Origin of the sequence: Streptomyces sp. NPDC005925 (genome assembly GCF_040638805.1) — a bacterium.
Classification (GTDB): Bacteria; Actinomycetota; Actinomycetes; order Streptomycetales; family Streptomycetaceae; genus Streptomyces.
This window is the reverse complement of record NZ_JBEXVL010000007.1, coordinates 143,221-166,088: the sequence shown is the minus strand read 5'-3', so window position 1 is coordinate 166,088 and position 22,868 is coordinate 143,221. Positions and strand designations below refer to the sequence as shown.

Sequence of the window (22,868 nt, the reverse complement as noted above, 5' to 3'; positions counted from 1 at the left end):
GCCCGGAGGGCCCGCGCAGCTTGCGGGCACCGCAGACCGTTCGTTTCACTGGTGACGAAAGGGGAGCGTGGCCGGTGGACAAACCAGTGACGGTGGGCGTGGACGGCTCCCCCTCAGGAATGAGGGCGCTCGACTGGGCCGCAGACGAGGCCGCCCGGCACGGCCGGCCCCTGCGCATCGTGCATGCGTCCGTATGGGAACGCTTCGAAGGCGCCACCCTTACGGAAGACTTTCCTGAAGGCGCCACTGAAGCCGCCGCACTGCAAGAGATCATCACCGACGCCGAAGCCCGCGCCCGCCAACGCCGCCCCGAGGTCAGGGTCCACGCCGAAGTGCTGCCCGGGGAACCCATCGACGTCCTGCGCCACGCGGCAGGAGATTCCTTCGCGCTGGTTGTCGGCCGTCGTGGACACAGTGCCCTCATGCGGCATCTGTCCACCGGCTCCACCGTGTCTGGTGTGGCAGAACGCGCGTGGTGCCCCATCGTGGTCGTAGGCGACTCCGCCCCAGGGCGCCCCTCAGGAACCCGGCAGGTCATCCTCGGTGTCGCAGAAGGAACCCAAGCCGGAGACGCCCAAGTCGCCTTCGCCCTCCACGAAGCACAGGCCCGCGGCTGCGACCTGGTCGCGGTTCACGCCCGCAGCAGGCAGGAAACGCGGCAAGACCCACCCGGCCTCGGCAGCTCACCCGGAGCCCACGCTCTCCTCAGCGCGGCAGTCCCGGACCGGGCAGCCCGCGAAAGCGGCGTCGTCGTACACCGACAAGTCATCGACGGCCCTGCGCACCATGCCTTGCCCCAAGCCGCGCAACACGCCGACCTCCTCGTTCTCGGAGTCCGACACCGGCACGGCATGATCCACCGCGGACTCAGACCCACCCACCACGCCGCCCTGCGCCACTCGCCCTGCCCGATCGCCCTCGTAGGTGCCCCTTGGCCCCCACGAAGGCCAGAAGCTAGCGACGTCGAGTGAAACCAGGGCGGCAATCGTCCGAGTGAGGGCCATTCCCGATCGAATCCGTGGGAAGCCGGCTGTCCGTTGCGTCAGGACTGCCGACAGGAGATCCGTCTGCGCATGAGCGTGATCGCGGATCAGCGACTCGGAGTGCCCTCGAAGACGCCGTTGCCCGCCTTGGCGTTGTTCACGAGTGCCTCCCGTGAACAGAGCCACCGGCCTGCGCCCTCACGGCGCCGAACTCGTCGGCGAGATCGCTCGGTACGAGAACAGTTATCTGATCTGCTGCCTCCGTGGCCCCGAATGGCCTCATAGGCGGACTGGCCGAGCAACTGCGCTGATCCTCATGGCTTCGTCCTCGTTCAGCGCGCCGGACAGCCAGGCGGTTGGAGCCGCCCGGGCCAGCCCATGCCGAATGCCTCCCGAGCAGACCAGAACGTGGAAGGCACCCGGCCACGGCAAGCAGGGAAGACCGGCGAGCTGGCCGCTCTGCCGGATGACCTATTCCGCAGACTGTTGCCCTCGACCAGCGCCAGCACTCCGAAGTACCGTCACGCCAGCCCTTCGACCTGCGGTTTCAGGTTGACGGAGGCTCACTGCAGCGCACTGCACTGCACGGTCTGGTCCGGCACCGCCTGGCACCGTCCGTCCCGGCACCGCCAGACCCGGCACGGTCCGGCCGGACCGCGGTGGACGCGGGCCCCGGCACCGGATGCCGGGGCCCGCCCGCCCTCCCCGCCCTCCCCGCGCTCACTGCGCCACGGGCGTGAACTCCACCGGCAGCGCCGTCAGCCCGCGCATCCAGATCGACGGACGCCAGGTCAGCTCCGCCGGGTCCACCACCAGCACCAGGTCCGGCAGCCGCTCCAGCAGCGTCTCCACGGCCGTACGCGCGATGACGTCGGCCAGCAGCGGCGCCGGATACGGACAGCGGTGCTCGCCGTTGCTGAACGACAGATGTGCGGAGTTCTCCGCGCCGACGTGCGCCTCCGGCCAGATCTGCGGGTCCGTGTTGGCCGCGGCCAGGCCCAGCACCAGACAGTCACCGGCCCGGATCTGCCGCCCGCCGAGCTGCGTGTCGCGCGCGGCCCAGCGGCCGATGAAGTTCTGCGTCGGCGTGTCCAGCCACAGCACCTCGTTCAGCGCCTCGCCCACGCTCAGCCGTCCGCCCGACACGTTCAGCGCGAACCGCTCGTCCGTCAGCAGCAGCCGCAGCGTGTTGCAGATCCAGTTCGCCGTCGGCTGCTGGGCTGCCGCGATGATCGAGACGAGGTCCTGCACGATCTCCTCGTCGGTCAGCCCCGCCGGATGCGACAGCATCCGCGAGGTGACGTCCGGACCCGGCCGCTCCCGCTTGTCCTTCACCAGTTGCGTCAGCCGTGAACCCACCCTCCCGTACGCGGCCACCGGGTCGTCGCCCTCCGCCGCGTCCAAGGTCATGCGCAGGTCGTCCACGAGGTGCTGGGTGTCCGTGCCGGAGTGCGGCATCCCGCACATCTGGACCGCGGCCCGCATCGGCACCGCGTGCGCGTACGCGCTCATCAGCTCCGCCCGGCCGCTGCCCGAGAAGGACGCGATGAGCTCGTCGGCGATGCGCCGGCAGTCCCGCGCCAGCTCGAACTGGTCCACGCCCTCCAGCGCCTCGGTGATCACCCCCGCCCGCCGCTGGTGCTCCTCGCCCTCGGTGAACAGCACCGACGGCTGGTATCCGACGTACGGCAGCAGCGGCCAGTCCGGGGGGATGTTCGGCCACTGGTTCCAGCGCCGGGAGTCCCGCGCGAACAGCTCGTCGTGGCTGGTCACATAGCCCACCTCGGAATAGCCGAGGACCAGCCAGGCGGGGATGTCGTTGTCGAGCAGCACCGGCGCGACCGCGCCGTGCTCCCGGCGCAGCGCCCGGTACAGCTGTGACGGCGTCTGCTGGTACTCCAGACCGGCCAGGCGTACCGCGCCCGCGTGGGCGGGGCAGCCCGGCGGAGCAGCGTCGGCGGGAGGGGTTCCGGTGTCGGTCACGGTGTCGTCTCCTGGGCCATGGCCAGTTCGTAGAGATGGTCCACGAGGGTGATCAGCACGTCCTTGCCGGACTGCCTGACCCGCGCGTCGCAGTCGATCAGCGGGATGTGCTCGGGCAGCGCGAGCGCCTGGCGGATCTCGTCCAGGGAGTACCTGGTGGCGTCGTTGTCGAAGCGGTTCACGGCCACCACGAACGGCGTCCGGTGGTGCTCCAGCCGGTCTATCGCGTACCAGGAGTCGTTCATCCGGCGCGTGTCGACGAGGACGACCGCGCCCAGTGTGCCGGAGAACAGCCGGTCCCACAGGAACCAGAAGCGCTCCTGCCCCGGCGCGCCGAACAAGTACAGCACCATGCGCTCGTTGAGGCTGATCCGCCCGAAGTCGAACGCGACCGTGGTGGTCGTCTTCCCGGCCACCCCGTTCGTCTCGTCCACGCCTACGCCGGCCTGCGTCATCACCTCCTCGGTGTTCAGCGGACGGATCTCGCTGACCGAGCGGACCAGTGTCGTCTTGCCGACTCCGAAACCGCCCACGACGACGATCTTCAGGCCGGTCTCTGCGGCGTCGTCCAGGGGTGTGCGGTGGGAGGGCAGCTCAGAGGTTGCGGAGCCCATGGAGCACCTCCTTGAGAAGGGCGGTATCGGGGAGCGAGGCGACGGACTGCGCCGCGCGCGGGTGGCGGGCGGTGATTCGGCCCGTGGCGAGCAGGTCGCCGAGCAGGATGCGCACCACCGTGATCGGCAGTCTCAGCTCGGCGGCGATCTCCACCACGGCCGCCGGGTGCCGGCACAGCTCGAGGATCCGGGCGTGCTCCGACTGCATCCCGGCGGTGGGCTCGCACTCACTGACGACGAGGGTGACCAGGTCGAACGCGTCGTCGGCGCGGCTGCGTCCGCCCGTGACCGTGTAGAGCCGGTCGGGATCACCGGTGTCCACGGGCCTGCGTGTCACGAGCCGGCACTCCCCGGTACGGGCTGCCGGGGCGCGGCCCGCAGGTGTTCGCCGATCTGGTCGACCATCGCGGTCATCTGGTGGCCGACGACACCGGGGTCGGCGTTCTCCTCGGCGAGGACCGCCAGATGGGCGCCCTGTCCGGCCTCCACGATGAACAGCAGGCCGCCGTGGAACTCGGTCATCGAATGGCGCACGCCTCCGGTCCCGTCGCCGAACTCCATGGACGCGCCCTGCGCGAGGGCCTGGATGCCGGAGCAGATGGCCGCCAGCTGGTCGGCCTGGTCGAGCGTCAGGTGTTCGGTCCAGCACAGCTTCAGACCGTCCCGCGACAGGACCAGGGCGTGGCGCGTGCCGGGGGTGCGCTCCAGGAGGCTCTGCAGAAGCCAGGTGAGGCTGTTGTCGGTGGTCTGCATAGTGGGTGATGGGACGGTGGCGTCCGAATGACCGGTCACCGGCCCGTTCCTCCAATCTCACGTGCTCAAGCGGGGAAGTGGCGCCAGAACCTCGGCGCCTCACGGGTGTGGCCTGCGTCTACGGCGCTGTCGGCGACTCGGGACCGGCCTCGGGCCGGGGGTCCGTACCTGCCGGGCCACCGCCCGACCGGCGCGCGCGGTGGAAGGCGCCGAAGCGGGAGCCCGCGTCGCGGGCCGGGGCGGGACCCTCGTCCGTGCCGTCCTGCGCGGGCCCGGGGCCGGTGTCCCGGCGCTGCTCGCGCACGCGATCCGCCTCGGCCATGGTGCGGCCCGGCGTACGGACCGGCAGGCCGTTCGGCGTGGAGCCGCGCGGGCGGCGGTGCGCCCCGCCCTGCTCGGGCAGCGCCACCCGGGGCGCGGCGGGTTCCCCGGTATCCGGACGCGCCGCGGGCCGGGGCGCGGGGGGCGCGGGCACCGGGGGTACGGCGGGCGGGGACTCGGGGAGGGTGGGCTCGGCGTGCGCGGGTCCCGGCGCGGGCGCCGCGACAGCGGGACGGCGCGGCGTGTGCTCGGGGGCGGGCTCGCGCTGCTGGGCGAGCAACTGCGGCGGTACGAGGACGACGACGCCGGTGCCGCCTCGCGACGACGGGCGGTAGTTGACGCTGATGCCGTACTTGACCGCCAGCCGTCCGACCACCGCCAGCCCGAGCCGCGTGCCCTGCAGCGAGGCGAGGTCGGTCAAGCGGCCGGACACCGCCTGCTCGGCACGCCGCATGGCCGCGGCGGGCATCTTCAGGCCGCTGTCCTCGATGGTGATGACGACTCCGGCACTGCGCTCCTCCACGTACACGTGGACCTCGTCGATCGGCGGCGAGAAGTTGGCGGCGTTGTCCATCAGCTCGGCGAGCAGGTGCATCAGCCCTTCCGCGGCGAATCCGGAGATCGCGGCGCTGGTCGGGCAGTGCAGTCGCACCCGCTGGTAGGCGGCGATCCGGCCGACCGCGCCGCGCAGGATGCTCTCCATCACGATCGGCTTGTTCCAGGCACGGCTGGAACGGCCGCCCATGAGCAGCGCCAGACGGTCCGCCATGAGGCCCAGCTGCGAGGTGCTGTGGTCCAGCCTGAGCAGGTCGCCGAAGACTTCCTCGCCGTGCCGGTCCTGCATGTCCCGCAGGTCGGCGAGCATGCTGACGGCTTTTGCCTGCACGCGGCTGAGCGCCTTCGCGGAGGCGGCCTGTGCGGCTGCCGCGCGCCGCTCGCTGACGGCGACTTCGCGAACGAACGATTCGGCGGGTACGCGCAGCAGCGGGAGACGCGGCCAGTCCAGCTCCGCGAGCACGCTGTCGGCGGACTGGCCGTCGCGGAGCTTGGCCACCCCGGCGGGCAGGACGTCGTGGGTGAGCCGCTCCAGCTCCGCCGCGGCCTCGTTCAGCTCCTCGCGGGCCTGACGGCGTTCGGCGTCCAGGGCCGCCGCGTGCTGCACGGACTCGTCGAGGGCGGCGGCGAAGGCGTGCACGATCTGGCGCAGTTGCGGGTCGGACGGCGGCGTCACGGACGTGAGGGCCTCACCCGCGCTCGTCCCGTCCCGCAGCCGCTTGACGACGGCGGGCAGGGTCACGTTCACCAGGTGCGCGGTCTCCGCCGACAGTTGCGCGGAGCGGGACCGGAACTGGCCGGCCTCGGTGAACTGCCGTGTCGCCGACCGGCGGGCGCGCCGGATCAGCACGGTGGTGACCGCGATGGTGAGGGCGAGGCACAGCCAGCCACCCAGGGCCGCGGCCGGAGCCCACGGCCTGGCGTCGGCGGGTGCGGCAAGAGCAACTGCCCCCGCGGCCGCGGCACTCACCACCAGCACGGTCAGGGGGACGGCCGGAGAGGGCTTGGGGGCCTTCGCCGGCCGGCGCTGACTGGGTGGTGCAGGCACTGACATTCCGCGGTTCCTCGGTCCTTGAGAGCAGGAGAAACGGTCGGCCGGCGCATGGGCGGCCGAACGGTCCGGGGGACCACCGGCAAAAGAGCGACAGCGGTCTTCCGGGCCCGTATGCGCTCATGCTAGTCATCCTGCTGAGTACCGAGTTCTGACCGAGGAGACCGTCACACCGACTGGCGAATCCGTCCCGAAGTCGCTGCCGCTCCACGTTGATTGTGATAGTGGATTGAGTCGTCATGCCGGGCCCGTGAAAATAGCGCTGACCAGGGACGAGGCGCCGGTGTCGTCGGTCAGCTCGCGGATCGTCGATGTTTCTTCGTGGGGTCGGGCGCTCGTTGGGGTGAGCGCTTTCCGGTCAACTGCCAGGCTTTCTTGAGGAAGTGGCTGCGTACTTTCATGCGATTCCGGGTCGCGTGTGCGACCCGGAATCCTTTGATGACTGTTGCCTGTATCACTTCTTACGCCGTTCGCCTCCTTCGTCCTCGTCGATCTCGCTGTCGATCCGCTCCTTGCGGATCCTCCCGTGAACGGTTTCCTGTTCGACCCGTTCATGGGTGGTCATGCGCACCCGCTCCATCGGGACCACCTCGGTCTCGACGACCGGTCGCTCCTCGTGCAGCGTGACTTCGTACTCGGCCTCGGAGATGGGTTCGCCGGACAGCGCGGCGTCGCGGTTGGCCTCCGTGACCGGTTCGCGCTCGACGCGGACTTCCTCGTGACGCAGCGGAACGGTCTGCTCGACCTCCTCGGTGACCACGTACTTCCGCAGCCGGGCGTGGCCGGTCTCGTGGCGTTCGACGCCGACCTTCATGCGCTCCTCCGAGCGCGTCATGGCGTTGTCCTCGCGCATTCCGGCGCGCTCTCCCGCGCCGGTGTCCGTACGGCCGGTCGTGCCGGTGTCGGCCCCGGTACGGGCACCGGCCGTGCCCGCGGCTCCCGCCGCACCGGCAGCCCCCGCCGCGCCCGTCATGCCGGTGCCGGTGTCGCCGCCGGAGCGGGCCCAGCCGCCCTCGCCCGGCTGGTTGGCCTGCTGCCACGCATGGTCCCAGTCGATGCCGTAGTAGTCGTACAGGCGGTGCTCCTCGTCCTCGGACAGGTGACCACCCCCCTCGACGTCCACGTGCGGGGCATCCTTGATCTTGTTCTTCGGGTAGGGCACCTCGAGATGGTCCTGCACGAGGGCTGCCTCCCGGATCGGGACGAACGACTCGCTCGCCCCGAACATGCCCGTCTTCACCGTCACCCACTCGGGACGGCCGGTCGCATCGTCGAGGAACACGTGCTTCGCTTCCCCGATCTTGTTGCCGTCGGCGTCGTACACCGGGTGATCGAGCACCGAGGGGATCTGTTCTCTGGTGATCATGGATCGTCGCTCCTTCCATGTCCGACAGGTCCCGGGTGCACCTGACTAAACGGGGCGAAACGCCCAAAACATGTCCCATTTTGTCCTCTGGTGGACGCGCGTAGAGTCAGGCACCATCTCCCTGCACGGCCAAGCACCACCTGCACAGCCACCCCACCCCACAGGAAACTGGTTCTTCGCAGGAAGGTTCCGCATGAAGGCTCAGAAGCCTCTGACGGCCCTCGAGGCCTCACCCGCTCCGAAGACCCGGAAGCGCGCGAGGATCCGTTCGCTCGTCACCACCCTCGCCCTCGTCGCCGCCCCCGGTGCCGTGGTGATGGGGACCGCCGGCGACGCGTTCGCGGTCACCAAGATCAGCCACTCCACGGCGACCTCGATGTTCTCGAGCGTCGGCATCACCTGGTCGTCCTCCGGAGGCTGTTCCAACCGCAACAACTCGACGTGTACGTCCTTCGACCAGCTCAACCTGGCCACCGCCCAGGGTGCCCAGACCCTGAAGCGGGCCAGCGGCTGCGCGCTGAACATCACCGGCGGCACCGAGACCGGTCACGCCTCCGGCACGTACTCGCACTGGAACGGCTACAAGCTCGACTTCAGCAAGAGCACCTGCCTCACCAACTACATCAAGGGCAACTTCGCCTACGCCGGTGTGCGTGGCGACGGCGCCCCGATGTACAAGGCCGGCTCGGGCAACATCTACGCCGACGAGGGCAACCACTGGGACGTCCTGTACTACAACTGCGGCGGCTGCTGACCCGGCGACGGCTCAGCGGCACCGCGACCGGACCCGGCAGGCTGGGAACAGCACGCCGGGTCCGGCTCTGCGCGCCCCGTGACGGTCCGGTACGAACCGCCGCCGGTGCGAGTGGGACGTGGCCGGGTGGTCACTCGGCACCCATGAGCCGACTTCCGAAACCAGGACACCGACAACGCACCCACCACGAGGCCGAGCCGCGTCACGGCCCGGACGACCAGGTGGAACGCGCGGCGCCCGACACCCCCGCCGACCTGCCGAAAGACTCCTGGAAAGCGGTGCTCCGGGGTAGCCTGCGCGAATTCAAGGACGACGAGCTCACGGATCGCGCGGCAGCCCTCACCTACTACAGCGTGCTGTCGCTGTTCCCCGCGCTGCTCGTGCTCGTGTCACTGCTCGGCATCATCGGCAGGTCCGCCACCGACAAGGTGCTCGAGAACATCAACAAGCTCGCCCCCGGCGCGGCACGCGACATCATCACCCGGGCCGTCGAGCAGCTCCAGGGCGGCAGCGGCACCGGCTCGATCGTGGCGATCGTCGGTCTGGTGCTGGCGGTCTGGTCGGCGTCCGGCTACGTCGCCGCGTTCATCCGCACGGCCAACGCGGTGTACGACGTGCCGGAGGGCCGCCCGGTGTGGAAGGTCCTGCCGGTGCGGGTCGCCGTCACCGTCGTCCTGATGGTCCTCGCCGTCCTCAGCGCGCTGATCGTCGTCTTCACCGGCTCCCTGGCACGCCAGGTGGGCACCACGCTCGGGATCGGGGACACGCCGCTGACGGTCTGGTCGATCGCCAAGTGGCCCGTCCTGGTGATCCTCGTTACCGTCATGATCGCGATCCTGTACTGGGCGACGCCCAACGCCAAGGTGCGCGGCTTCCGGTGGATCACGCCGGGCAGCTTCCTGGCCCTGCTGATCTGGCTGCTGGCCTCCGCCGCGTTCGCGTTCTACGTCGCCAACTTCGCCTCGTACAACAAGACGTACGGGACGATGGCCGGCGTGATCGTCTTCCTGGTCTGGCTGTGGATCAGCAACCTGGCCATCCTGCTGGGCCTGGAGTTCGACGCGGAGACCGCACGGCAGCGGGCCGTCGCCGGGGGCCACCCGCCGGAGCGCGAACCGTACGCGCAGCCGCGCGACACGCGTGCGTGGGACGAGGACGACCGGCGGCGCATGGACGGACCGTGAACCGTCCGCCCGCCGCCGGGGAGGGCCGGCCGTCGCCCGCGCCGGCCGGGTGACGGTCCGGACGCCGCGCCCACCTGTCCGCGGGCCCGCCGGTCTCCTCGCCCGGCAAGGGATCACGCCACCCGCCGCGGGGTAATGAGGTAGTCACAGACGGCACGCCTGGCACGCCAGGCGCGGGGGCCACGTGCGCCTCTCCCGTCCCGACAGGCAGGTGGACATGACGGACAGCGACGGCATACCGGTCCCTCACGGCAGAGGGCGGCAACTCCAAGTGGAGACGCACGGCCTCGACGTCATCGGCGACGCCGAACGCAAGGGCACCCCGCGCACCCTCTTCTGGCCCTGGTTCGGGGCGAACGTGTCCGTCCTGGGCCTGAGTTACGGCTCCTTCGCGCTCGGTTTCGGCATCTCCTTCCGGCAGGCCCTCGCCGCCGGCGTGATCGGCATCGTCTTCTCGTTCCTGCTGTGCGGCCTCGTCGCCGTCGCCGGCAAGCGCGGCTCCGCGCCCACGATGGTGCTCGGCCGCGCCGCCTACGGGGTGCGCGGCAACCGCCTGCCCTCGGTGATCTCCTGGATGCTCACCGTCGGCTGGGAGACGGTGCTGTGCGCCCTCGCCACCATGGCCACCGCGACCGTCTTCGGACGGCTCGGCTGGGGCGGCGGCACCGGCACCAAGGTGGCCGCCCTCGTCCTGGTCGGCGCGCTCACCGTGATCGTCGGCGTGATGGGCTTCGACCTGATCATGCGGCTGCAGACCGTGATCACCGTGGTCACCGGCGTCCTCACCGTCGTGTACATCGGGCTCGTCGCCGACGACATCCACTGGAGCACCGTCGACGCCCTGCCCGCCGGATCCGCGCAGCAGTTCATCGGCGCGCTGGTGTTCATGATGACGGGCTTCGGCCTGGGCTGGGTCAACGCCGCCGCCGACTACTCCCGTTACCTGCCGCGCACGTCCTCGAGCGCGGGCGTGGCCGGCTGGACCACGTTCGGCGCATCCCTGGCCCCGCTGCTCCTGCTGGTGTTCGGACTGCTGCTGGCCGGTTCCTCCGGCGCCCTCGGCGAGGCGGTCGCCGCCGACCCGATCGGCGCGCTGACGACGCTGCTGCCCACCTGGTTCCTGGTGCCGTTCGCGGTGGTCGCCGTCCTGGGCCTGGTCGGCGGCGCGGTCCTCGACATCTACTCGTCCGGGCTCGCCCTGCTGTCCGCGGGCCTGCGCGTGCCCCGCCCGGTCGCCGCGCTGGCCGACGGCGTCCTGATGATCGCGGGCGCCGTCTACATCGTCTTCGTCGCCGACGACTTCCTCGGCCCGTTCACCGGCTTCCTCACCACGCTCGGTGTGCCCATCGCCGCCTGGTGCGGCGTCGTGCTCGCCGACCTCGCCCTACGCCGCCGCGACTACGCCGAGGCCGACCTCTACGACCCACGGGGCCGCTACGGCGACGTGCCGCTCACCCCGCTGCTGCTCACCGTCGCCGCCACCGCGCTGGGCTGGGGCCTGGTCACCAACGCCGCCGCGAGCTGGCTGACCTGGCAGGGCTACCTGCTCGGCCCGTTCGGCCTGGGCGGCACCTCCGGCGACTGGGCCTACGCCAACCTCGGCGTCCTGGCCGCCCTCGCCACCGGCTTCCTGGGCACGCTGCTCTTGAGCCGCGGCCGGGTCCGCCGGCAGGAGTCGGGTGCCCCGGCCGGGGCGGCCGACCCGGGGCTGACGGTCGTATGAGCGGGTCGGCCGGGTCGGCCGACGGCCCGGTGAGCGCCGGCGCCGGGCAGTTCGGCCGACCGGCGAACAGTCCTGCCGGGCGGCTCGCCGTCATCGACATGCAGCGTGTCTTCGCCGACGCCGGCAGCCCGTGGGCGGCCCCGCGCTACGGCGAGGCGGCGGCGGGCGTACGGCGGCTGCTGGCGGGCTTCGGGGACCGGGTCACGTTCACGCGGTTCGTGCCGCCCGACGAACCCGTCGGCGTGTGGCGGGCCTACTACGACCGGTGGCCGTTCGCCCGCGGGCCGGCGGACGCCGCGCGGTGGCGACTGACGGACGACTTCGCCGATCGCGCGCGGCACGTCCTGGACGCGCCCACCTTCGGCAAATGGACCCCCGAACTCGCCGGCCTGACCGGCCCCGGGGGGCGCCTGGTCCTGGCCGGAGTGAGCACCGACTGCTGCGTGCTGTCGACCGCGCTCGCCGCCGCCGACGCCGGAGTCGAGGTGCTGGTCGTGGCCGACGCCTGCGCGGGCGCCGACGACGACTCCCACGCCAAGGCGCTGCACGTCATGGACCTGTACCGGCCGCTGATCCGCGTCACGACCGTCGCCGCGCTGCTCGGAACGCAGGACTGATCCCCCGGTTGCGCACCGCCAGTTGCGGAAGGGGCCGTTCCGCAGAGGATTGCGCGCGGCGTGTTCGGGTACGCGAGGCACGACCGGGCCCGGGGTGGTCACGCCACCGGGCGGTGCCGCACGACCGCTGCTACCTGGGGACCAGCCATGGACATACCCGCGAACGACAACAACACCACGCCCGCACAGCGGGCCCTGGACGCGCTAGCCCTGGACACGGAGAACACCGGAGCGCTCGACACCCTCGCGGACAGCGACGTACTCGTGCCCGTGCCGGACGACGCGAGTGACGCGGACGCCGCCGACCCCGGCGCGCTGGCGCTGCCCGTGCTGGAGGAGCCGGGCGGCGATTCGGTGGTGCCGGTGTTCACCTCGGAACTGGAGATGGCCGGGCTGCTGCCGTTCGTCTCCCGCTACCGTCTCGTGCCACTCGGCGCGCTCGCCGCCCAGTGGCCCGCCGACGACCTGTCGCTCACCATCGACGGCAGTTCGGCGCACCGGCTCACCCTCACGTCGGAAGGCGTACGCACCCTGCTGGCCCGCCCCTGAGCGGGCCGGGCCGTCCGCCCGTCGCCCGCCCGCGGGTCAGCTCGTCGCGTCGCCCAGCGTGCGCTCCAGTGCCGCGCGCTGGAGCGGCAGCACCTTCGTGTGCAGCTCGCGTCCCTCGGCGGTCAGGGCGACCCACACGCCGCGCCGGTCCTCCGCGCACATGGTGCGCACCACCAGGCCGTCCTTCTCCAGACGGGCGATGAGGCGGGACAGCGCGCTCTGGCTGAGATGGACCCGACCGGCGATGTTCTGCACCCGGCACTGGGCGCCCTCGGCCGGGGCCTCCGCCGAGAGGATGTCGAGCACCTCGAAGTCGCTCGCGCCCAGCCCGTGCGGATGCAGTACCCGGTCGATCTCGCACATCGTGCGCGCGTGCGCCGACAGGATCCCGCGCCACCGTTCCTCGAGCCGCGCACCGGCTGTCTCCACTGCCATACCCGCACGGTAACACCGCCCCGGCGGTTGGTTTCCTGTGCAACTACCAACGGCTTCGCGCGGTGGGCGGTGCCCCGGCCGGATCAGGCCGGAGGGTCCTGCAGCAGACCGATCAGGTTGCCGTCCGCGTCGCGCACGAAGGCGATCCGCCTGCCGCCGCCCACCTCCTGGACGTCCTGCAACGGCTCCGCCCCGGCCTCCACCAGTGCGGCCAGCGTCGACCCGATGTCGGACACGTGCCAGTAGGGCACCGGGCCGGTCATGCCCTTCGCGTGGCCGTTGGGGTCGAGGCCCACGTCCTGCCCGGCGGCCCTGTACCCGACGTAGTACGGCTCGTCCGCGTACGGCTCGACCCCGAGGAGGGCGCCGAAGAGCGCCTTCGCGCGGCCGAGGTCCTTGACGGGGTAGATGATCGTCTTGAGGCCGTCCGTCATGGGTGTGCTCCTGTCCTGGTGACGTGCCCGGCGCGCTCGCGCCGTGCTCTCACGTTAGGCCGGGGGAGCGGCGGACGGCTTCTCGAGAACTGACCGGTCGGCGACCCCGTCCCGCCCCCGCGGGCATCCGTGCCGACGCGTGCGGCCGCCGGCGAGGACGCGGGCGGCGGACCATGGACGCTCCCGCCGCGGGATGACCGCCCAGACCGTCCGGCGCTACCCTGTTGACGTTCGCGATCAACGTCGCGACACGGCGGTGGGGCCCGCCGTACCCCGACCGCGGCACCGCCGCCGCCAACGGTCCCTGCTTGCTGTGGAGGGCACGCCCGCGCGTCGCCCCGGCCCCTGCGAGTAGGAGACGTACGCGCATGACAGTCCCGGAAACCCGCGGCCCGGGCCTCGGGCCCAGGGCGCCGCGGCACGGCGCGCGCGGCGAGCAGGCGCCGGTCGTGGCGGTGGTGGCCCTCGGCGGCGCAGTGGGAGCGACGGTCCGTTACGCCGCCTCCCTCACCTGGCCCGTACCGGCCGGCGCATTCCCCTGGACGACGATGGGCGTGAACATCGCCGGCTGCGCCCTCATCGGCGTGCTCATGGTGGCCGTCACCGAACTCCGGGCCCCGCACCGGCTGGTGCGCCCCTTCCTCGGCACCGGGGTACTCGGCGGTTTCACCACCTTTTCCACGTACGCCGTCGACATCCAGCGACTGCTCGACACGGGCCGGGGCACCACGGCCCTGGCGTACCTCGCCGCGACGCCGGTCGCGGCGGTCCTCGCGGTGTGGTGCGCGGTCACGGTGTCCCGCCGCGCACTGGAACGGAGGCGGTCATGACCGCACTGACCGGCCGGGCCCTGCGGCTGACCGTGTTCGTCGGCGAGAACGACACCTGGCACCGCCGGCCCCTGTACACGGAGATCGTGCACCGGGCGCACGCGGCGGGCCTCGCGGGCGCCAGCGTGTTCCGCGGCATCGAGGGATTCGGCGCCTCCTCACTGATCCACACCGTGCGACTGCTGTCCCTGAGCGAGGACCTGCCCGTGGCCGTCGTGATCGTCGACACCGAGGAACGCGTACGGGCCTTCCTGCCGCAACTGGAGGAACTCGTCACGGGACGCCTCGTCACGATCGACGACTGCGAGGTCGTCCGGTACACGGCCCGCCCCGCCGGCCCGGACGACGACCGGGGTACGAAGGAGGGAACCCGGACGTGAACTGGCTGCTGGTCGTCACGGGCGCCATGATCGGCGCCCCGCTCCGCTATCTCACCGACCGCGCCGTGCAGTCCCGGCACGACTCGGTCTTCCCCTGGGGCACGTTCACCGTGAACGTCGTGGGCAGCCTGGTACTCGGCCTCCTGACCGGCGCGGCAGTCGCGGGCGCCGTGGACTCCCCACTCCAGTTGCTCCTCGGCACCGGGCTGTGCGGAGCCCTCACGACGTACTCCACCTTCTCCTACGAGACCCTCAGACTCGCGGAGGACGGCGCGCTGGGCTACGCCGCCGCCAACGTCGCCGTGAGCGTGACGGCAGGACTGGGAGCGGCCTTCGCGGGGGCGTCGCTGGCCGGGGCACTGTGGTGACGTGACGACCGGCAGTCGACGGATGGGTGGACCCACCGGCGCGCCCGCCTCGATTCGCCACGCACGATGCGGACAGCCCCGGTCGACGCGGCGGTCCTGCTCATCTTGACAGCGTCCACCCCGCGCCCGCAGCATCGGTCCTTGTGAACCTGTCAGACAGCCAGACAGGTGGCGTGGGGCCGCGGCGCGTCAGCGCCATGGAAGCGGTGCTGGGCCACCTGCGCGGCGCCATCGAGCGCGGCGACTACGCCGTCGGCGACAAGCTCCCCTCCGAGGCGGAGCTGTGCCGGACCCTGGAGGTCTCCCGTCCCGTACTGCGCGAGGCGCTGCGCGCCCTGCAGACCATGGGACTGACCGCCTCCCGGACCGGCAAGGGCACCTTCGTCGTCGCGGGCGCCGTCGAGGAACCCACCTTCGGGGACTACGCGGCCGGCGACCTGCTGGAGGTGCGCCGGCACGTCGAGATCCCGGTCGCCGGGTACGCGGCCCGCCGCCGCACCACCGAGGACCTCGCCCACCTCCGCCACCTGCTGGACCGGATGGAGCGGGAGACCGACACCACCGCGTGGGTCGCGATGGACACGCTGTTCCATCTGACCGTGGCGGAGGCCGCGCAGAACCCGGTGTTCCGCCGGGTCATCGAGGAACTCCGCGACGCGCTGGCCCGCCAGTCCGCCTTCCTCGACGAACTGGCCGGCCGGCGTGAGCAGTCCAACCGCGAGCACCGGACGATCGTCGAGGCCCTGGCCGACGGCAGCGCGTACGACGCCGAGCAGGCGATGGCCCACCACATCGACCGCGTCGAGAACACCCTCTCCGTGATCGTCCGCCGCATGCGCGCGGACACCGGAGCGGAGGGCGGACCGAGGCGTGCGTGAGACAAGCCTTACGGGCGCGGTGCGGTGCGGTGAGGGGACGAGGGAGTCGCCGGTGCTGCCGGGGCACCGGGAGAAACGTTCTGGCCCGCGCGGACCGGCCCGCCAACCGCAGCTCACCGCTCCCGTCGCCCGTACGCCCGCCGGCACCCACGCCCCGGACAGGGCGGGCACGACCGGCGCGTGAATCCGCGTTCTCCGTCCCCGTTCCCGTCTCCGTCCGTGCCTCCGACCTCCCCGAGCCCCACAGGGTTCACGACCTCCACGAGCCGTACGACCCCTTCGGCCCTCCTTGCCCCTCCGACCCCGAGGCAGCAGCCATGCGCAGCACTTCCCCCGCGGACGCCCCCCTGATCCGCGACCCCCTCCACGCCCCCGTCGCCCACCTGATACGCGGTGGAGTGGTCGAGGGCGTCCACTTCGGCTCCGTCGTCGTCCTGGACGCCGGCGGACAGGTCCGTCTGCACATCGGCGACATCGAGGCCGCCTGCTACCCGCGTTCCGCGCTCAAGCCCGTTCAGGCGGTCGCCATGGTGCGCGCCGGGCTGCCCCTGGACGGTGAGCTGCTTGCGTTCGCCGCGGCCAGCCACTCCGGGGAGGAACGTCATCTCGCGGGTGTCCGCCGCATCCTGGAGGCCGCCGGGCTCGGCGAGCAGCACCTGCGCAACGTCGTGGACCTGCCGTTGGACCCGGCAGTCCGTGACGTCTGGGTGCGCGAGGGGCGCGAGCCGTCCCGCCCGGCCCAGAACTGCTCCGGAAAGCACGCGGCCATGCTCCACACCTGCGAGGTCAACGGCTGGTCCCTGGACGACTACCTGGACCCCCGCCACCCCCTCCAGCGGGCCGTCGCCGAGTGCGTCGAGGACCTCACCGGGCAGCGCGTCGCCCAGACCACCGTCGACGGCTGCGGCGCGCCCCTCTTCGCGATCTCCCTGCAGGGCCTCGCCCGCGCCGCCGCCCGTATCGCCACCGCCCCGCCCGGCACGCCCGAGGCCCGGGTGGCCGACGCGATGCGCGCGCACCCCGAGATGGTCTCCGGCACCGGCCGGGACGTCGCCGCGCTGATGCGGTCCGTGCCCGGGCTGCTCACCAAGGACGGCCACGAGGGTGTTCAGGTCGCCGCTCTGCCGGACGGCCGGGCCGTCGCCGTGAAGATCGCCGACGGCGCGAGCCGGGCCCGTGTCCCGGTCACCGCCGCCGCCCTGGCCCGCGCCGGGGTCGACCCGGCCCTGCTCGCCGAGTTCGCGGGCGCACCGCTGCTCGGCGGCGGCCTGCCCGTCGGCGAGATCCTGCCAGTACGCGCCCTCGACCCCGCCGCGCCTCAGCCGCCGTACGTCTGAGTGCTGAGTGCTGAGTGCTGAGTGCTGGGTTCCCGGTTCTGGGTTCGGAGCTCGGGGCTCAGGGCTCTGCGGTCGGTCGCCGTTCAGCCTTCGTCCGGCTGCGGCACCTTGGTGCGCACGACGAAGGACACCGCGAGGGCGCCCAGCGCCGCCGCGCCGGTGATCGCGGCGGCCTCCATCCAGGACGGCCCGGCGCCCGCCGCGCCCGCCGCGGCCGGCACGGCGGGCACGGCGGGCACGGCGGGCACGGCGGCGGGGGGTCCCGGGCGCGGGGCGACTCCACGGTTCTCCAGCGAGCCCACCGGTTCGACCCGGCCCGCGGCGGTGAACCCCCAGTCGAGCAGCCGACGGGTCTCCTTGTACACGGCGTGCGCACCGCCCTTCTGGGGGTTCATCACGGTCACGACGAGGGTGCGCCCGCCCCGCTCGGCGGCGGCGACGAGCGTGTGTCCGGCGTTGCTGGTGTAGCCGTTCTTGATGCCGAGCAGTCCGGGGTAGCGGTCCACGCCGTCGGCGCCGGTGAGCAGCCGGTTGGTGTTCTGGATCTCGTACGGCTTCCGGCGTCCGCCCGGGAACATGGTGCGGGGGAGGGCGCAGTACCGTGCGAAGTCGGCGTTGCGCAGGCCCGCCCGGCCGAACACCGCAAGGTCGTAGGCGGACGACACCTGCCCCGGGGTGTCGTAGCCGTCGGGTGACACCACGTGCGTGTCGTGCGCGCCGAGGGAGCGCGCCTTGGCCTGCATCCGGGCGGCCGTGGAGCGCCAGCCGCCGCTGAGTTCGGCCAGGACGTGCACGGCGTCGCTGCCGGAACTGAGGAACACGCCGTGCCACAGGTCGGCGATCCGGTAGGTGGTGCCCTCGCTGACCCCGACGAGGCTGCTGCCCGCACCGATGTCGAGCAGTTCCCTCGCCTCGACCTTGTGCCGGACTCCCGCGGGCAGGCCGGGCAGCACCGTGAGCGCGAACAGCGTCTTGAGGGTGCTGGCCGGCGGGAGTCTGCGGTGCGCGGCGTGGGCGGCGAGCACGTCGCCGGTGCCGGCGTCGGCCACCAGCCACGACAGCGCGGAGACCCGCGGGACCCTCGGCGTATCGGCGCCCGGCCGGACCTGGGTGCCGGGGCGGTGCAGCAGGGAGGGCTGCTGTGCCGCGGCCTGGCGGGTGCCGGCGGGGTCCGGCGTGCCCGCGCGGGAGGCCGCCGCCGCGGGCGTCAGCGCGAGCAGTCCCGCGGCGCAGAACGCGCAGGCCGACACGACAGCCCGCGAGGTACGTCCGATAGTCATTCTGTCAACGTAGGAAGGGGCGCGGCGAACACCGTGACGACCGGGCCGGACGGCGCCCGCGAACACCCGGATGCCGCACGTGCGGCCGGTCGGACGGACGGACGGCGGATCCCACGGCTCGTCGGGCGCAGGGGCGGACGGCCGGTCGAGCCGCGGATCGTACGGCTGGTCAGGCGGCGGGCAGCGTGGGCTGGACGAGCCGCAGGAAGGCCGCGTTGTCGGGGGTCTTGCGCATGCGGTCCAGGAGCGTCTCCAGGCCGGTGTGCCCGTCGCGGCCCCGCAGCACCCGGCGCAGCCCGTGCATGGCGGCCGATTCGGCCGGGGTGAGCAGGAGTTCCTCGCGGCGGGTGCCGGAGCCGTCGATGTCGAGGGCGGGGAAGACCCGGCGGGTGGCGAGCTCGCGGCTGAGCCGGAGTTCCATGTTGCCGGTGCTCTTGAGCTCCTCGAAGTAGAAGTCGTCGGCGCGCGAGCCGGTCTCCACGAGAGCCGTGGCGAGGATGGTGAGTGAGCCGCCCTCCTCGGCCTGCCGGGCGGCGCCGAAGAACCGCTTGGGTCCGAGCAGCGCGGTGGCGTCGACGCCACCGCTCAGGGTGCGGCCACCGGGCGAGGCGGCGTTGTTGTGGGCCCGGCACAGCCGGGTCAGGGAGTCGAGCAGGATGACGACGTCCTCGCCCGCCTCGACGAGCCGCTTGGCCCGCTCGATGACAAGCTCGGCGAGGGCGATGTGCTCCTTGGGCGCCCTGTCGAACGTCGAGGCGTACACCTCGCCGCGCACGGAGCGCCGCATGTCGGTGACCTCCTCGGGCCGCTCGTCGAGCAGCACGACCATCAGCCGGCAGCCGGGGTGGTTGCCCGCGACGGCGGCGGCCAGCTGCTGCAGCAGGACGGTCTTGCCGGTCTTGGGCGGGGCCACGACGAGTCCGCGCTGGCCCTTGCCGAGCGGGGCGATCAGGTCGGTGACCCGCCCGGTCAGGGCGGACGCCGGGTGTTCGAGGCGCAGCCGCTCGTGCGGGTGCAGGGGCGTCAGGTCGTGGAAGTGGCGACGGCCGCGCGCCTCCCGGGCGGGGCGTCCGTTGACCCGGGCGACCTCGGTGACGGTGCGCCGGTCCCCGCGTACACCGCCGACGAGGTCACCCTTGCGCAGGCCGTACCGTCGGATCAGGGCGGGTGCGACCTGCGGATCGTCGGGGGTGGGCAGGAGGTTCGCCGCGCGCAGATGGCCCTTCCCGGTCGCGTCGAGGTCGAGGACGCCGGTCACGGCCCGGACGGGAACCTGCTGCTCGACGGGAGGGGGTTCGAGCGTGGTGGTCATGGATGTCGGTCCTTTCACGGACGGAAGGCATGAGGCATACGGAGAGAAGGGGAAAAGCCGCGCGGGAGGCTGACAGCGCTCCCTCGGGGCGGCGGGAACAGCACCCCGGACGCGGATCGCGAAGGTGTGGGAAAGCCGCTGAGCCGGTCGATGTGCGACCTCGGTCAGCGAGCTGAAGGAGAGGAGAGCGGCACCGGCGCCCGAACAGGGCGTAAACAGGTGCCGCTTGCAATCTACCACCGGGCGACCGCTTTCAACCATGAATCGGTTCGCAGGCCGAGAGCAGCCGTAGGCGAGGGACATGCGTGGCTCTCCGTCGCCCGGGGGCGGCACCGGACGCGCACCTCAGTGGTTCGGAGGCGAGCCGCCGTGCGGGTGCGCGACGCGTGTCAGCGGCTGGCGAGCAGCCCGTACAGGAGCGGGATACGGGGTTCGGGGAGCCGCCACCAGCCGGAGTCGGTACGCCGCATCTGCGGCCAGCGCTGCCAGGGAAGCTCCTCGCTCTCCCGCAGGCTCCGGACAGTGAGTCCCGCGTGTACCAACGCGTTCAGGACATCACCCATTCCGTGCATCCACTCGTAACTGTCCGTGGCGTCCTCGAGGGCCGGTCCGTCGGTGTACGTGCGCGTGGCGTCCCGGTGTACGGGACCGGAGCCGCCCAGGTAGTCGTGGCGGAGCAGCAGTTCGGGGCCCTCGCCGGGTGCGGGTGCCGGGCCGAGGGCGTTGAGCAGGGGATGGAACTCGACGACGTACAACCGGCCGCCGGGGCGCAGGAGTCGGGTGACGACGTCCGCCCAGCGGTCGAGGTCGGGCAGGTAGCACAGCGCGCCTTTACCGGTGTAGACGACGTCGAACCGCCGCCCGTCCAGGGCCTCCACGGCGTCGTACACGTCGGCCCGGACGTAGCGCACGTCCAAGCCCGCCCGGGCCGCGATGTCGCGCGCGGCGGCCACGGACGCGGGGGAGAAGTCGAGGCCGGTGGCCCGCGCGCCGCGGCGGGCGAAGGCGAGGGTCTCGGTGCCGAGGTGGCACTGGAGATGGAGCACGTCCCGGCCGGTCAGCTCACCCAGGTCGGCCCATTCGAAGGGCGCGAACCAGCGGTCGGGATCCGGCCCCGGTCCGCCTTCCCGGTCGAGCCCGTAGAAACGGCTGGCGAGGTGGACGGGGGTGCGGGCGTCCCAGTTGGCCTGGTTGGCCCGCATCATGCGCGCGAGCTCGTCGGAGGTCATGCAGCCATCAAACACCCGCCGCCCGGCCCGGGGGCGGCGCGGAACACCGGACACGACCCTCCCTCGGGCCTCGGGGGCGGTCAGGCGGAGCCGCTGTCCACCGCCTCCGCCGTCCTCGCGTTCCGCTCGGCCCGCTGGGCGATCTGCTCGAAGCGCGCCCCCATCGCCCCGGCCAGCGCCTGCGCGCCCGACAGCGGCCGGACCATGACCGTCAGACGGTCGATCAGCCCGTCCTCGTCGACGTGGATGACGTCGCAGCCGTCGAGCTGCCGGTCACCGACCCGGGCGGTGAACACGAGCGCGTGGTCGCGGCCGTCCGCGCTGCTCGTCTCCGTCACGTAGGAGAAGTCCTCGAAGACCTGGGCGACGGTGCGCAGGATCGCCGCAGTGATCGCCTTGCCGGAGTACGGCTTGAAGACCACCGGGCTGGTGAAGACGACGTCCTCGGCCAGCAGTGCCTCGACGGCGTCGAGATCCTGGGCCTCGACCGCCTCGCGGAACGCGCGCACGGGATCACCTCACAGTTCATGGACGGAACCTAGTCAATTTGTTGAGTAGGTGCGGATGACAATAATCGTGCGCTGTTAACGTGTCCACATGTCCCTCAAGTACGCCGTGCTGGCCGCCCTGCTGGAGGGCGAGGCCTCGGGCTACGAGCTGTCCAAGGTCTTCGACATCTCTCTGGCGAACTTCTGGCCCGCGACCCCGCAGCAGCTCTACCGGGAACTGGACCGCCTGGAGCGGGACGGGCTGATCGCGGCACGCGTGGTGCAGCAGGAACGGCGGCCCAACAAGCGGATGTTCACGCTCACCGGGGCCGGGCGCGCGGACCTGCGCGCCTTCGCCGTCGAACCGCCCCGCAGGCCCGTCGGCATCCGCGACGAGTTCATGATCAAGATCCAGGCCATGGACGGCACCGACCCCGGACGCACCCACGCCCTCGTCGAGGAGCGCATGTCCTGGGCGCGCGGCAAACTCGCCCGCTACCAGCGGGTCCGCGAGCGGCTGCTGAACGGACGGACCGAGGAGGAGTACCTGCGCGAGAGCGACCGCGTCGGCCCCTACCTCACCCTGCTGGGCGGCATCGCCTTCGAGCAGGAGAACCTGCGCTGGTGCGAACGCGCCCTCCAGGTGCTGCGGCAACGGGCGCCGCTGGGATGACGCCGGTGTTCGGCCCCGAGGGCCCCCGCCTCCGCGAACTCGCCGTCCAGGCACTGTCGTCGGTCGAGCACGGCTACGACCTGCTCGCCCCGAAGTTCGACCACACCCCCTTCCGCACCCCCGCGCCGGTGCTCGACGCCGTCGCCACCGCCCTCGCCCGCCTCGGCCCCTTCGGCACCGGGCTCGACCTGTGCTGCGGGACCGGCGCCGGACTCGACGTGCTGGCCACGGTGTGCAGGTCCGGCGTGACCGGCGTCGACTTCAGCGCGGGCATGCTGTCCGTCGCGCGCGAGCACACCGCCTCCCTCCGGCCACCGGCCCGCCTGGTGCGGGCCGACGCCCGCGCCCTGCCGTTCGGCCCGTCCTTCGATCTCGTGGTGAGCTTCGGCGCGTTCGGGCACTTCCTGCCGCGCGAACTTCCCGGACTGTTCGCCCAGGTCCACTCCGTGCTGCGCCCCGGCGGCAGCTTCGCGTTCCCCGTGCTCGCCCCGCCGCGGCCGGGCAGCCCGTGGTTCTGGGCGCTGCTCGGCTTCGACGCGGCGATGCGGATCCGCAACGCCGTGTGGCGTCCGCCGTTCGTCATGTACTACCGGGCCTTCCGGTTCACGGACGCCGTACGGGACATGACCCGCGCGGGCTTCGACGTCGCACTCCTCGACCTTCCGGAGCTTGGACACCGGCCCGACGGCAGCCCGCGCGCCCGGCTGGTGGTCGCCCGGCGCGGCACCTGACGGACCACGGGGCGCGGTCCGGGCCGGTGGGCCCGTCAGG

Annotated in this window: 25 protein-coding genes and 1 pseudogene; 14 read left to right on the top strand and 12 right to left on the bottom strand. The window is 72.2% G+C overall.

Going from position 1 to position 22,868, the window contains the following annotated elements; genetic code table 11:
- The first annotated feature begins 119 nt into the window (after positions 1-119).
- Positions 120-971, top strand: a complete 852-nt coding sequence (locus ABZ354_RS12125; protein WP_358655831.1) for a universal stress protein — start codon at positions 120-122, stop codon at positions 969-971.
- Positions 972-1,173: 202 nt separating this feature from the next.
- Positions 1,174-1,294, top strand: a pseudogene (locus tag ABZ354_RS12120) (VOC family protein); the annotation flags it as partial.
- A 409-nt stretch (positions 1,295-1,703) separates the two neighbouring features.
- Here ABZ354_RS12120 and ABZ354_RS12115 read toward each other — a convergent pair.
- The 6 genes from ABZ354_RS12115 to ABZ354_RS12090 form a co-directional block, all read right to left on the bottom strand.
- The gene (locus tag ABZ354_RS12115; protein ID WP_358655659.1) at positions 1,704-2,966 is read right to left on the bottom strand and encodes a cytochrome P450; all 1,263 of its coding nucleotides are present in this window, start codon (positions 2,964-2,966) and stop codon (positions 1,704-1,706) included.
- Positions 2,963-3,580, bottom strand: coding sequence for an ATP/GTP-binding protein (locus ABZ354_RS12110; protein ID WP_358655657.1), 618 nt, complete (start codon positions 3,578-3,580; stop codon positions 2,963-2,965). The genes ABZ354_RS12115 and ABZ354_RS12110 overlap by 4 nt, the downstream gene beginning before the upstream one ends.
- The gene (locus ABZ354_RS12105) at positions 3,561-3,917 is read right to left on the bottom strand and encodes a DUF742 domain-containing protein (RefSeq protein ID WP_358655655.1); all 357 of its coding nucleotides are present in this window, start codon (positions 3,915-3,917) and stop codon (positions 3,561-3,563) included. The genes ABZ354_RS12110 and ABZ354_RS12105 overlap by 20 nt, the downstream gene beginning before the upstream one ends.
- On the bottom strand, positions 3,914-4,333 hold the full coding sequence (locus ABZ354_RS12100) for a roadblock/LC7 domain-containing protein (protein WP_358655653.1): 420 nt from the start codon (positions 4,331-4,333) through the stop codon (positions 3,914-3,916). Before ABZ354_RS12100 ends, ABZ354_RS12105 begins: the two co-directional genes overlap by 4 nt.
- Before the next feature lie 118 nt (positions 4,334-4,451).
- Positions 4,452-6,263, bottom strand: a complete 1,812-nt coding sequence (locus ABZ354_RS12095; protein WP_358655651.1) for an ATP-binding protein — start codon at positions 6,261-6,263, stop codon at positions 4,452-4,454.
- A gap of 451 nt (positions 6,264-6,714) precedes the next feature.
- A complete protein-coding gene (locus ABZ354_RS12090) occupies positions 6,715-7,626 on the bottom strand; it encodes a PRC and DUF2382 domain-containing protein (protein ID WP_358655649.1) in 912 nt (303 codons plus the stop codon).
- Positions 7,627-7,942: 316 nt separating this feature from the next.
- Here ABZ354_RS12090 and ABZ354_RS12085 point away from each other — a divergent pair, with 316 nt between their 5' ends.
- The 5 genes from ABZ354_RS12085 (at position 7,943) to ABZ354_RS12065 (ending at position 12,453) form a co-directional block, all read left to right on the top strand.
- On the top strand, positions 7,943-8,380 hold the full coding sequence (locus ABZ354_RS12085; RefSeq protein ID WP_358655829.1) for a hypothetical protein: 438 nt from the start codon (positions 7,943-7,945) through the stop codon (positions 8,378-8,380).
- 143 nt (positions 8,381-8,523) lie between these two features.
- The gene (locus ABZ354_RS12080; protein WP_358655647.1) at positions 8,524-9,564 is read left to right on the top strand and encodes a YihY/virulence factor BrkB family protein; all 1,041 of its coding nucleotides are present in this window, start codon (positions 8,524-8,526) and stop codon (positions 9,562-9,564) included.
- A 217-nt stretch (positions 9,565-9,781) separates the two neighbouring features.
- Positions 9,782-11,287 (top strand): cytosine permease, encoded by a 1,506-nt coding sequence (locus tag ABZ354_RS12075; protein ID WP_358655645.1) that lies wholly within the window; start codon positions 9,782-9,784, stop codon positions 11,285-11,287.
- 98 nt (positions 11,288-11,385) lie between these two features.
- A complete protein-coding gene (locus ABZ354_RS12070; RefSeq protein ID WP_358655827.1) occupies positions 11,386-11,904 on the top strand; it encodes an isochorismatase family protein in 519 nt (172 codons plus the stop codon).
- A 147-nt stretch (positions 11,905-12,051) separates the two neighbouring features.
- Positions 12,052-12,453 carry an SseB family protein gene (locus ABZ354_RS12065; RefSeq protein WP_358655643.1) on the top strand — a complete coding sequence of 134 codons (402 nt, stop codon included), beginning with the start codon at positions 12,052-12,054 and terminating at the stop codon, positions 12,451-12,453.
- 36 nt (positions 12,454-12,489) lie between these two features.
- Here the strand turns inward: ABZ354_RS12065 and ABZ354_RS12060 are convergent, their stop codons facing one another.
- Positions 12,490-12,888, bottom strand: a complete 399-nt coding sequence (locus ABZ354_RS12060) for a MarR family transcriptional regulator (RefSeq protein ID WP_358655641.1) — start codon at positions 12,886-12,888, stop codon at positions 12,490-12,492.
- A gap of 83 nt (positions 12,889-12,971) precedes the next feature.
- Entirely contained in the window at positions 12,972-13,322 is a 351-nt protein-coding gene (locus ABZ354_RS12055) for a VOC family protein (protein WP_358655639.1), read from the bottom strand.
- 368 nt (positions 13,323-13,690) lie between these two features.
- Here ABZ354_RS12055 and crcB (ABZ354_RS12050) point away from each other — a divergent pair, with 368 nt between their 5' ends.
- The 5 genes from crcB (ABZ354_RS12050) (at position 13,691) to ABZ354_RS12030 (ending at position 17,115) form a co-directional block, all read left to right on the top strand.
- The gene (gene crcB, locus ABZ354_RS12050; RefSeq protein WP_358655637.1) at positions 13,691-14,152 is read left to right on the top strand and encodes a fluoride efflux transporter CrcB; all 462 of its coding nucleotides are present in this window, start codon (positions 13,691-13,693) and stop codon (positions 14,150-14,152) included.
- The gene (locus ABZ354_RS12045; protein ID WP_358655635.1) at positions 14,149-14,532 is read left to right on the top strand and encodes a DUF190 domain-containing protein; all 384 of its coding nucleotides are present in this window, start codon (positions 14,149-14,151) and stop codon (positions 14,530-14,532) included. Before crcB (ABZ354_RS12050) ends, ABZ354_RS12045 begins: the two co-directional genes overlap by 4 nt.
- A complete protein-coding gene (gene crcB / locus ABZ354_RS12040) occupies positions 14,529-14,900 on the top strand; it encodes a fluoride efflux transporter CrcB (RefSeq protein ID WP_358655633.1) in 372 nt (123 codons plus the stop codon). The genes ABZ354_RS12045 and crcB (ABZ354_RS12040) overlap by 4 nt, the downstream gene beginning before the upstream one ends.
- 197 nt (positions 14,901-15,097) lie before the next feature.
- A complete protein-coding gene (locus ABZ354_RS12035; protein WP_358655825.1) occupies positions 15,098-15,778 on the top strand; it encodes a FadR/GntR family transcriptional regulator in 681 nt (226 codons plus the stop codon).
- 317 nt (positions 15,779-16,095) lie between these two features.
- Entirely contained in the window at positions 16,096-17,115 is a 1,020-nt protein-coding gene (locus ABZ354_RS12030; protein ID WP_358655631.1) for an asparaginase, read from the top strand.
- 83 nt (positions 17,116-17,198) lie between these two features.
- On the opposite strand, the gene ABZ354_RS12025 is transcribed toward ABZ354_RS12030, so the two are convergent.
- From ABZ354_RS12025 to ABZ354_RS12010, 4 genes are all read right to left on the bottom strand, one after another.
- Positions 17,199-18,395: a serine hydrolase gene (locus ABZ354_RS12025; protein ID WP_358655629.1), complete on the bottom strand. Its 1,197-nt coding sequence runs from the start codon at positions 18,393-18,395 to the stop codon at positions 17,199-17,201.
- A 169-nt stretch (positions 18,396-18,564) separates the two neighbouring features.
- On the bottom strand, positions 18,565-19,707 hold the full coding sequence (rho, locus tag ABZ354_RS12020) for a transcription termination factor Rho (protein ID WP_358655627.1): 1,143 nt from the start codon (positions 19,705-19,707) through the stop codon (positions 18,565-18,567).
- Between the two features lie 389 nt (positions 19,708-20,096).
- Positions 20,097-20,936 carry a class I SAM-dependent methyltransferase gene (locus tag ABZ354_RS12015; RefSeq protein WP_358655625.1) on the bottom strand — a complete coding sequence of 280 codons (840 nt, stop codon included), beginning with the start codon at positions 20,934-20,936 and terminating at the stop codon, positions 20,097-20,099.
- A gap of 80 nt (positions 20,937-21,016) precedes the next feature.
- Positions 21,017-21,445: a nuclear transport factor 2 family protein gene (locus tag ABZ354_RS12010; RefSeq protein ID WP_358655623.1), complete on the bottom strand. Its 429-nt coding sequence runs from the start codon at positions 21,443-21,445 to the stop codon at positions 21,017-21,019.
- An 88-nt stretch (positions 21,446-21,533) separates the two neighbouring features.
- Between ABZ354_RS12010 and ABZ354_RS12005 the strand changes: the two genes are divergently transcribed.
- Together ABZ354_RS12005 and ABZ354_RS12000 are read left to right on the top strand one after the other, a co-directional pair.
- Positions 21,534-22,097 carry a PadR family transcriptional regulator gene (locus ABZ354_RS12005; protein WP_358655621.1) on the top strand — a complete coding sequence of 188 codons (564 nt, stop codon included), beginning with the start codon at positions 21,534-21,536 and terminating at the stop codon, positions 22,095-22,097.
- 5 nt (positions 22,098-22,102) lie between these two features.
- Entirely contained in the window at positions 22,103-22,828 is a 726-nt protein-coding gene (locus ABZ354_RS12000; RefSeq protein WP_358655619.1) for a class I SAM-dependent methyltransferase, read from the top strand.
- Positions 22,829-22,868 lie beyond the last annotated feature (40 nt).